3 protein-coding genes are annotated in these 947 nt (G+C 44.9%); all 3 read right to left on the bottom strand.

The window, feature by feature from the left end; all coding sequences use genetic code 11:
- A partial coding sequence (locus A3735_RS24735; protein WP_304440018.1) for a glyceraldehyde 3-phosphate dehydrogenase NAD-binding domain-containing protein occupies positions 1-205 on the bottom strand: 205 nt, incomplete at its 3' end.
- Positions 206-250: 45 nt separating this feature from the next.
- Positions 251-487, bottom strand: coding sequence for a thioredoxin family protein (locus A3735_RS24730; RefSeq protein ID WP_068554984.1), 237 nt, complete (start codon positions 485-487; stop codon positions 251-253).
- A gap of 11 nt (positions 488-498) precedes the next feature.
- A partial coding sequence (locus A3735_RS24725; RefSeq protein WP_197486025.1) for a permease occupies positions 499-947 on the bottom strand: 449 nt, incomplete at its 5' end.

Raw genomic sequence — 947 nt, 5'->3', positions numbered from 1 at the left:
CGATAAGTATGCTTGAACCTTCACTACTTGCTTGATGAGCCCAAATACCGTGTACGGAGTCAAAATTTAACAGATGCGAGAGTGTAGCAGCGTCGCCAGCCGGGTCATTAATCTGAACAAATTCGATCTCCTTCCAATCGAATGCAGCTCTGAGTGAGAGTCTACCCATACGGCCAAAGCCGTTAATGCCTACTTTGATGGTCATAGTGATTTATCCCTTAGATAAGAATTATTTGATCAAATTTCTCTGTTAGCTTGTTAGCCACTCAGTTACTTGGTTTCGAGTTGGAATCGACCCGCTGTGAACAAGTTCCTCATTAAGAACAACGGCAGGTGTGCTCATTACCTGATAGTTCATAATTTCTTGAGGGCTGGTTTCTTTACTAACTTGAATTTGCTGGTCTAGTTCTGTCGCAATAGCCTGGATTAGGGCTGCTGTTTTTGTGCATTTAGCACAGCCTGTACCGAGTACTTTAAAAGCTTTCATTAGCTTTTCCTTTATATAAAAGGGCTAAGGCCGTTGAATAGCCAGCCTATGAGCGTGAATGATATGAGGAGCATAACGAATAGGGTGCCAAGTAATTTCCACTGCATGACTTGCTTGAGTAGGATGAATTCTGGAAAACTAGCAGCAACAGTACTCATGCAAAAGGCGAGCGTAGTACCTACAGGTAGCCCGTTGGTTATTAAGCTTTCCATAATCGGAATGACGCCCGTGGCATTAGAATAAAGTGGAATACCGAGTACTACAGCTGCAGGGACTGACCACCATTGCCCATCACCCAAGTGTGCTTCGATCCAGCCATCTGGTACGAAGCCATGTAAAGCAGCGCCGGGACCGACGCCAATAATTACCCATTTCCATACGCGGCCAAAAATCTCTGTTGCCTCACGTACTGCAAATTGATGACGTTGTTGAAAGCCAAGCGCTTGAGCTTTTGATGCTG

It is taken from the genome of Oleiphilus sp. HI0061, from assembly GCF_001635675.1.
Note: the sequence above shows the minus strand (reverse complement) of the source record. Positions and strands in the feature narration are given on the sequence as shown.

Coding starts and splice junctions, on each gene's coding strand:
- A3735_RS24730 (WP_068554984.1), bottom strand. CDS start 487: ATGAAAGCTTTTAAAGTACTCGGTACAGGCTGTGCTAAATGCACAAAA.